A 7,275-nucleotide genomic window follows, 5' to 3' on the forward strand; every position below is an offset into this window, starting at 1 on the left:
ATGCTCGAGGCGCTGTTTGCCGCGGCCGTCAACGACGCCGTGCGCAAGATCGAAGCCAACAGCCAGGACAAGATGTCCGGCGTGACCGCTGGCATGCAACTGCCACCGGGTATGAAGCTGCCGTTCTGATCGGCAAGCAGCACCGAAAATGCCAGGCCCCGCGCCTGGCATTTTTTTGGCCGGCTATTTTCCATACCCGTAGCAGCTGTCGAGCGCCAGCGAGGCTGCGTCGGCAGCGACTCGGTCCCACGTCTGGCATGAAAGCAGCGGTGCGGCTAACGTAGCCTGGCTGGCGCTCGACAACTGCTACTGCGAGAGTTTTGTCGAACCCTGGACCCTGTGTTGGGGTCTGCACCCTATACCGTTGAATTCAATCACCGATAGAAGGAGCCTCGCTGATGTCCGAAGCATTGACCCTCAACCAGCGCATTGTGCTGGTCTCACGCCCCCACGGCGCACCGGTGCCGGAAAACTTTCGCCTGGAGCGCGTCGCGCTGCCGGAACTGGCCGACGGCCAGGTTTTGCTGAAGACCCTTTACCTGTCCCTGGATCCCTACATGCGCGGGCGCATGAGTGATGCGCCGTCCTACGCTGCGCCGGTAGAAATCGACGAAGTGATGACCGGTGGCGCTGTCAGCCGCATCGAACAGTCCCGCAATCCGAAGTTCGAGGTGGGTGACCTGGTGGTCGGTTCCACCGGCTGGCAGAGCCACAGCATCTCCGATGGGCGCAACCTGATCCCGGTACCGAAGGGACTGGCCAGCCCGTCCATGGCCCTGGGTGTGCTGGGTATGCCCGGCATGACCGCCTATATGGGCCTCACCGATATCGGCCAGCCCAAGTCCGGGGAAACCCTGGTGGTGGCGGCCGCTTCCGGTGCGGTGGGCTCGGTGGTGGGCCAGGTGGCGAAGATCAAGGGCCTGCGGGTGGTCGGTGTGGCGGGCGGCGCCGACAAGTGCCGCTATGTGGTGGACGAGCTGGGCTTTGATGCCTGTGTCGATCACAAGAGCGACAACTTTGCCGAGGAGCTTGCCCAGGCCTGCCCCAAGGGCATCGATATCTACTTTGAAAACGTCGGCGGCAAGGTATTCGACGCGGTCGTGCCGCTGCTGAATGCCAAGGCGCGCATTCCCTTGTGTGGCCTGATCGCCGGCTATAACGCCCACGAAGCGCCCAGCGGTCCCGACCGGCTGCCGGCGTTGCAACGTACCTTGCTGACCAAGCGTGTGCGGATCCAGGGCTTTATCGTGTTCGACGACTATGGCGACCGCCAACCGGAATTCCTCAGTGCAATGGCGCCGTGGGTGCGGGACGGCAAGATCAAGTTCCGCGAGGACGTGGTGGAAGGCCTGGAGCAGGCACCTGAAGCCTTTATCGGTTTGCTGGAGGGACGCAACTTCGGCAAGTTGGTGGTGCGGGTCGCACAAGATTGAGCATTTGACGCTAATCCGAGGCGCGGGTATAAACCGCGTCTCGTTGTTTTGTCGGACCTTTCCCCATGAGCTTCAGCCCCCTGATTCGTCAACTGATCGACGCCCTGCGCACTTTGCCGGGTGTGGGCCAGAAAACCGCCCAGCGCATGGCGCTGCAACTGCTGGAGCGTGATCGCAGCGGCGGCTCCCGACTGGCCCAGGCCCTGAGCCAGGCGATGGAAGGGGTCGGCCACTGCCGCCAGTGCCGCACCCTGACCGAGGAAGAGCTGTGCCCGCAATGCGCCGACCCGCGTCGCGACGACACGCTGCTGTGCGTGGTCGAAGGGCCGATGGATGTCTACGCGGTGGAGCAGACCGGTTACCGCGGGCGCTACTTTGTGCTCAAGGGCCACCTGTCGCCGCTGGACGGGCTGGGGCCGGAGGCGATTGGTATTCCGCAACTGGTGACGCGGATCGAGGAGCAGGGCACGTTCGTCGAGGTGATCCTGGCCACCAACCCTACGGTGGAAGGCGAAGCGACGGCCCATTACATCGCCCAGCTGCTGACCAACAAAGGCCTGATTACCTCGCGCATCGCCCACGGCGTGCCGCTGGGTGGCGAGCTGGAACTGGTGGATGGCGGGACCCTGGCGCATTCGTTTGCCGGACGTAAGCCGATCGCCCTATAACAAACACCGCAGAACAAAATGTGGGAGCGGGCTTGCTCGCGAATGCGGTGGTTCAGTCAATGCATCTGGCGACTGATACACCGCATTCGCGAGCAAGCCCGCTCCCACATTTGTTTTGTGGCGTTCACGAGTCTTTCCTCTTGCTTGATAACCAAGCAAGCGCTTGGTAAGTTCGCTCTACCGTCCCGTGGAGCTTGCCGATGTCTGCCTATCAGGAATACTTCGACCCCAGCCACCAATTGGTCCGCGACAGCGTGCGTCGTTTCGTCGAGCGCGAGATGTTGCCGGGCATCGAGCAGTGGGAAGAAGCGGAAAGCTTCCCCCGGGAGCTGTACCTCAAGGCCGGCGCGGCGGGGATCCTGGGCATCGGTTACCCCGAAGCCCTTGGAGGCAGCCACGAAGGTGACCTGTTCGCCAAGGTCGCGGCCAGCGAAGAACTGATGCGCTGCGGCTCCGGCGGAGTAGTGGCAGGGTTGGGCTCGCTGGATATCGGCTTGCCGCCCATCGTCAAATGGGCCCGGCCCGAGGTGCGCGATCGTGTGGCGCCGCAGGTGTTAACCGGCGAGAAGATCGCCGCCCTGGCCGTCACCGAGCCCGGTGGCGGCTCCGATGTCGCCAGCCTGCAGACCCGTGCCGTGCGCGACGGCGACCATTACCGGGTCAGCGGCAGCAAAACCTTTATCACCAGCGGCCAGCGTGCCGACTTCTATACCGTCGCGGTACGTACCGGGGGGCCGGGCTTTGCCGGCATCAGCCTGTTGTTGATCGAAAAGGGCACGCCTGGTTTCACCACCGGTACACCGCTGAAGAAAATGGGCTGGTGGGCGTCGGACACTGCCGAATTATTCTTCGATGATTGCCGCGTACCCGTAGGCAATCTGATCGGCGCCGAGAACATGGGTTTCGCCTGCATCATGGGCAACTTCCAGAGCGAGCGCCTGGCCCTGGCCCTGATGGCCAATATGACTGCGCAGATGGCCCTGGAGGAAAGCCTGAAGTGGGCGGCCCAGCGCGAGGCCTTCGGCAAACCCATCGGCAAGTTCCAGGTGCTCAAGCATCGCCTGGCGGAAATGGCCACGGCGGTGGAGGTCTCGCGGGAATTCACCTACCGCCAGGCCGCCAAGATGGCCGCGGGCAAGAGTGTGATCAAGGAGATCTCGATGGCCAAGAACCTCGCCACCGACACCGCCGACCGCGTGACCTTTGATGCCGTGCAGATCCTCGGCGGCCAGGGCTACATGCGCGGCAACCTGGTGGAGCGGCTGTATCGCGACAACCGCATCCTGTCCATCGGCGGCGGGACTCGGGAAGTGATGAACGAAATCATCAGCAAGCAGATGGGCTTGTAGAAAGCGCTTTTGTGGCGAGGGAGCTGTGGCGAGGGAGCTTGCTCCCGCTGGGCTGCGTAGCGGCCCCAAGATCTTTGGGAGCGCTGCGCACTCCAGCGGGAGCAAGCTCCCTCGCCACAAGGACAATCAGGTGATCTTAAGGGGCGGGGGCGCTGTTCCCGATATACAGCTGGATGATTTCATCAATCTCCCCGGACATTTTCATCCGCAGCAACGTGCGCAGGATCTGCTGCCCCGGCACCTGCGGGTCGTTGCGCACATAGCAGCCCAGGCGTTGCTCCTCGATCACGGCCACCGTATGCAGGCGCTGTGTGGGCGGTAATTGCTGATTGAAGCGGTCAAGGATCCATTCGTTGATCACTGCATAGTTGAAGCGTCCGGCCACCAGTTTTTGCAGCACTTGCTCTTCACTGCGGCTGTCGTCGCGGCTGAACTGGCCGCTGGCGAAGCGCGCCTCCAGGGTCGGGTAGCTGTAGCCGAGTACCGTGCCGATGTGTTGCGGCGCAAGGCTGTCCAGTGCCACCGACGTTGAGGGCACGCGCCCGGCGGCCAGCACATTGCGCTGGACCAGCAGCGGGATGCTCCAGGTGTAGTCCCCCGACAGGTTGTTCAGCCACGCCGGTGTCACGTAGCAGCGCACGTCCACATCCCCGCGCTCCATGGCGGTGTCGATGCGCGCACGCGGCAGCACATGGAATATCGCAGGACGGCCGACCTGGGTGGCCAGGCTCAACATCAGGTCATACAAAATCCCCTGGGTCGGCTGGCCCTGGTCAAGTTGCACCATGGGCATGGTCCAGCTGTCGGAAATGGAGAATCGCAGAGGTGCGGGTGCCGCCAGGGTGACCGTGGCAATCATCCACAAGGCGCCCAGGACTGCGCGCATAAATTCTCCGGGTTCAGCCTTTTACAGGCTTGGTCAGACCAGCTTAGTCAGATTAGACGAGCGTGCCGGATGCAATTTCCCCCTTGCTCCGCTAGCATTACCCGCTTCCGCTTCCCAGTTGCGACGGTTTTCGATGAGTTATCAGGTTCTTGCACGTAAATGGCGTCCGCGCTCGTTCCGCGAAATGGTCGGCCAGACCCATGTGCTCAAGGCTCTGATCAATGCCTTGGACAGCCAGCGGCTGCACCACGCCTACCTGTTCACCGGTACCCGCGGGGTGGGCAAGACCACCATTGCCCGCATCATCGCCAAGTGCCTGAACTGTGAAACCGGCATCACCTCGACGCCGTGTGGTACCTGCTCGGTGTGCCGGGAAATCGACGAAGGGCGTTTTGTCGACCTGATCGAGATCGACGCCGCGAGCCGCACCAAGGTCGAAGACACCCGCGAGCTGCTCGACAACGTGCAGTACGCACCGAGCCGTGGCCGCTTCAAGGTCTACCTGATCGACGAAGTGCACATGCTGTCCAGCCACTCCTTCAACGCCTTGTTGAAGACCCTGGAAGAGCCGCCGCCCTACGTCAAATTCATCCTGGCCACCACCGACCCGCAGAAACTTCCTGCAACGATTTTGTCGCGGTGCCTGCAGTTCTCCCTGAAAAACATGACCCCGGAGCGTGTGGTCGAGCATTTGACCCACGTGCTGGGTGTCGAGAACGTACCGTTCGAAGACGACGCCCTGTGGTTGCTGGGTCGTGCCGCCGACGGCTCGATGCGTGATGCCATGAGCCTTACCGACCAGGCCATCGCCTTCGGTGAAGGCAAGGTGCTGGCCGCCGACGTGCGGGCGATGCTCGGCACCCTGGACCACGGCCAGGTGTTCGACGTGCTGCACGCGTTGATCGAAGGCGACGCCAAGGCGTTGCTCGAAGCCGTGCGCCATCTGTCCGAGCAAGGCCCGGACTGGAATGGCGTGCTGTCGGAAATCCTCAATGTGCTGCACCGCGTCGCCATCGCCCAGGCCCTGCCCGAAGGTGTCGACAACGGCCACGGCGACCGCGACCGCGTGTTGGCCCTGGCCCAGGCGTTACCGGCCGAAGACGTACAGTTCTACTACCAGATGGGCCTGATTGGGCGACGTGACCTGCCGTTGGCACCCGATCCGCGGGGCGGCTTCGAAATGGTCCTGCTGCGGATGCTGGCCTTCAGGCCCGCCGACACGGCGGATGCGCCGAGACAGCCGCTAAAGCCAGTGGGGATCAGCCAGGCCACAGTTGATTCCGCCAAACCAGTGGCTGGCCCGGCTGTTGTCGCGCCAGTGGTTGCGCCGCCTGCGCCGGTTGCACAGGCCGCCGCCCCGGTTGTCGCCGAGCCCGTGGCGCCTGTGGTGGTGCCGGAGCCGGTGGTTGAGCCTGCGCCCGTGCCTGAAGTCGATCTGCCGTGGAACGACCCGGTAGAGGTCGAGGTCGAGGTCGAGCTGCAGCCTGCCGTCGAGCCGGTGCTGGAAACCACCAGCGAGCAGCCTGAACTGACACCCATGCCCGCGCCGACCCCGGACAGCGTGGTGCCGGACGCCCCCGAGTGGGTTTCGGCCCCGGTGCCGGAGCCGACCGTTGCGCAAGTGGACGCCGCCACCCCGGGCACCGACCTCGACGACGAGCCGCCGCTGGACGAAGATTACATCGAGCCGGACATGGATTCGGCCTACAGCTACCTGGACGACCTGGCCAGCGAACACACCGCCGAGCCTGCCCCGGAGCCTGAACCCGAACCTGCCGCGATGCCGGCCACCGGCCTGGCGTTGCAATGGCTGGAGCTGTTCCCGAAACTGCCGATCTCCGGCATGACCGGCAGCATCGCCGCCAACTGCACCCTGATTGCCGTTGATGGCGACCACTGGCTGCTGCACCTGGACCCGGCCCACAGCGCCCTGTTCAACGCGACCCAGCAGCGCCGGCTCAACGATGCCCTGAACCAGTTCCACGGGCGCACGCTGACCATCAGCATCGAGCTGATCAAGCCCGAGCAGGAAACCCCGGCCCAGGCGGCGTCCCGTCGCCGGGTCAACCGCCAGCGCGAGGCTGAAGAGTCGATCCACGGTGATCCGCTCATCCAGCAGATGATGCAGCAGTTTGGCGCGGTGGTGCGGCACGATACTATTGAACCTGTAGAAGCCCCGGTACCCCAAGCGTCATAACCCGGGGCCAATAATTGATCCACGTACTTTTGAGGTGATTCCCATGATGAAAGGTGGCATGGCCGGCCTGATGAAGCAGGCGCAGCAGATGCAGGAAAAGATGGCCAAGATGCAGGAAGAACTGGCCAACGCCGAAGTCACCGGTAAAGCCGGTGGCGATATGGTCAGCGTGGTGATGACCGGTCGTCACGACATCAAGCGCGTGAGCATCGACCCAAGCGTATTGCCGGGCGTCGGCGAAGACGACCTGGAAATGCTCGAGGCGCTGTTTGCCGCGGCCGTCAACGACGCCGTGCGCAAGATCGAAGCCAACAGCCAGGACAAGATGTCCGGCGTGACCGCTGGCATGCAACTGCCACCGGGTATGAAGCTGCCGTTCTGATCGGCAAGCAGCACCGAAAATGCCAGGCCCCGCGCCTGGCATTTTTTTGGCCGGCTATTTTCCATACCCGTAGCAGCTGTCGAGCGCCAGCGAGGCTGCGTCGGCAGCGACTCGGTCCCACGTCTGGCATGAAAGCAGCGGTGCGGCTAACGTAGCCTGGCTGGCGCTCGACAACTGCTACTGCGAGAGTTTTGTCGAACCCTGGACCCTGTGTTGGGGTCTGCACCCTATACCGTTGAATTCAATCACCGATAGAAGGAGCCTCGCTGATGTCCGAAGCATTGACCCTCAACCAGCGCATTGTGCTGGTCTCACGCCCCCACGGCGCACCGGTGCCGGAAAACTTTCGCCTGGAGCGCG

The 7,275-nt window shown here is 63.3% G+C and carries 7 protein-coding genes; 6 read left to right on the forward strand and 1 reads right to left on the reverse strand.

The window, feature by feature from the left end; genetic code table 11:
- From A462_RS32050 to A462_RS32035, 4 genes are all read left to right on the forward strand, one after another.
- Positions 1-129 (forward strand): YbaB/EbfC family nucleoid-associated protein (locus tag A462_RS32050; protein WP_008430178.1); only part of this gene is annotated, 129 nt, incomplete at its 5' end.
- A gap of 269 nt (positions 130-398) precedes the next feature.
- Positions 399-1,433, forward strand: coding sequence for an NADP-dependent oxidoreductase (locus A462_RS32045; RefSeq protein WP_003219050.1), 1,035 nt, complete (start codon positions 399-401; stop codon positions 1,431-1,433).
- Positions 1,434-1,498: 65 nt separating this feature from the next.
- Complete coding sequence (gene recR / locus A462_RS32040) at positions 1,499-2,101, forward strand: recombination mediator RecR (RefSeq protein WP_003219049.1); 603 nt, start codon at positions 1,499-1,501, stop codon at positions 2,099-2,101.
- A 200-nt stretch (positions 2,102-2,301) separates the two neighbouring features.
- Positions 2,302-3,450, forward strand: coding sequence for an acyl-CoA dehydrogenase family protein (locus A462_RS32035; protein WP_008430182.1), 1,149 nt, complete (start codon positions 2,302-2,304; stop codon positions 3,448-3,450).
- 136 nt (positions 3,451-3,586) lie between these two features.
- Here A462_RS32035 and A462_RS32030 read toward each other — a convergent pair whose 3' ends face one another.
- Positions 3,587-4,336, reverse strand: a complete 750-nt coding sequence (locus A462_RS32030; RefSeq protein WP_008430184.1) for a substrate-binding periplasmic protein — start codon at positions 4,334-4,336, stop codon at positions 3,587-3,589.
- A 133-nt stretch (positions 4,337-4,469) separates the two neighbouring features.
- Between A462_RS32030 and dnaX the strand changes: the two genes are divergently transcribed.
- Both dnaX and A462_RS32020 read left to right on the forward strand, forming a co-directional pair.
- On the forward strand, positions 4,470-6,533 hold the full coding sequence (gene dnaX / locus A462_RS32025; RefSeq protein WP_008430186.1) for a DNA polymerase III subunit gamma/tau: 2,064 nt from the start codon (positions 4,470-4,472) through the stop codon (positions 6,531-6,533).
- A 43-nt stretch (positions 6,534-6,576) separates the two neighbouring features.
- A complete protein-coding gene (locus A462_RS32020; RefSeq protein ID WP_003193199.1) occupies positions 6,577-6,915 on the forward strand; it encodes a YbaB/EbfC family nucleoid-associated protein in 339 nt (112 codons plus the stop codon).
- Positions 6,916-7,275: the final 360 nt, after the last annotated feature.

This window comes from Pseudomonas sp. Ag1, assembly GCF_000278565.1.
Taxonomy (GTDB): domain Bacteria; phylum Pseudomonadota; class Gammaproteobacteria; order Pseudomonadales; family Pseudomonadaceae; genus Aquipseudomonas.

Excerpts from the sequence above, each read along its gene's own strand:
- A462_RS32035 (WP_008430182.1), top strand. The coding sequence starts at position 2,302 with ATGTCTGCCTATCAGGAATACTTCGACCCCAGCCACCAATTGGTCCGC.
- A462_RS32030 (WP_008430184.1), bottom strand. The coding sequence starts at position 4,336 with ATGCGCGCAGTCCTGGGCGCCTTGTGGATGATTGCCACGGTCACCCTG.
- recR (WP_003219049.1), top strand. The coding sequence starts at position 1,499 with ATGAGCTTCAGCCCCCTGATTCGTCAACTGATCGACGCCCTGCGCACT.
- A462_RS32020 (WP_003193199.1), top strand. The coding sequence starts at position 6,577 with ATGATGAAAGGTGGCATGGCCGGCCTGATGAAGCAGGCGCAGCAGATG.
- A462_RS32045 (WP_003219050.1), top strand. The coding sequence starts at position 399 with ATGTCCGAAGCATTGACCCTCAACCAGCGCATTGTGCTGGTCTCACGC.
- dnaX (WP_008430186.1), top strand. The coding sequence starts at position 4,470 with ATGAGTTATCAGGTTCTTGCACGTAAATGGCGTCCGCGCTCGTTCCGC.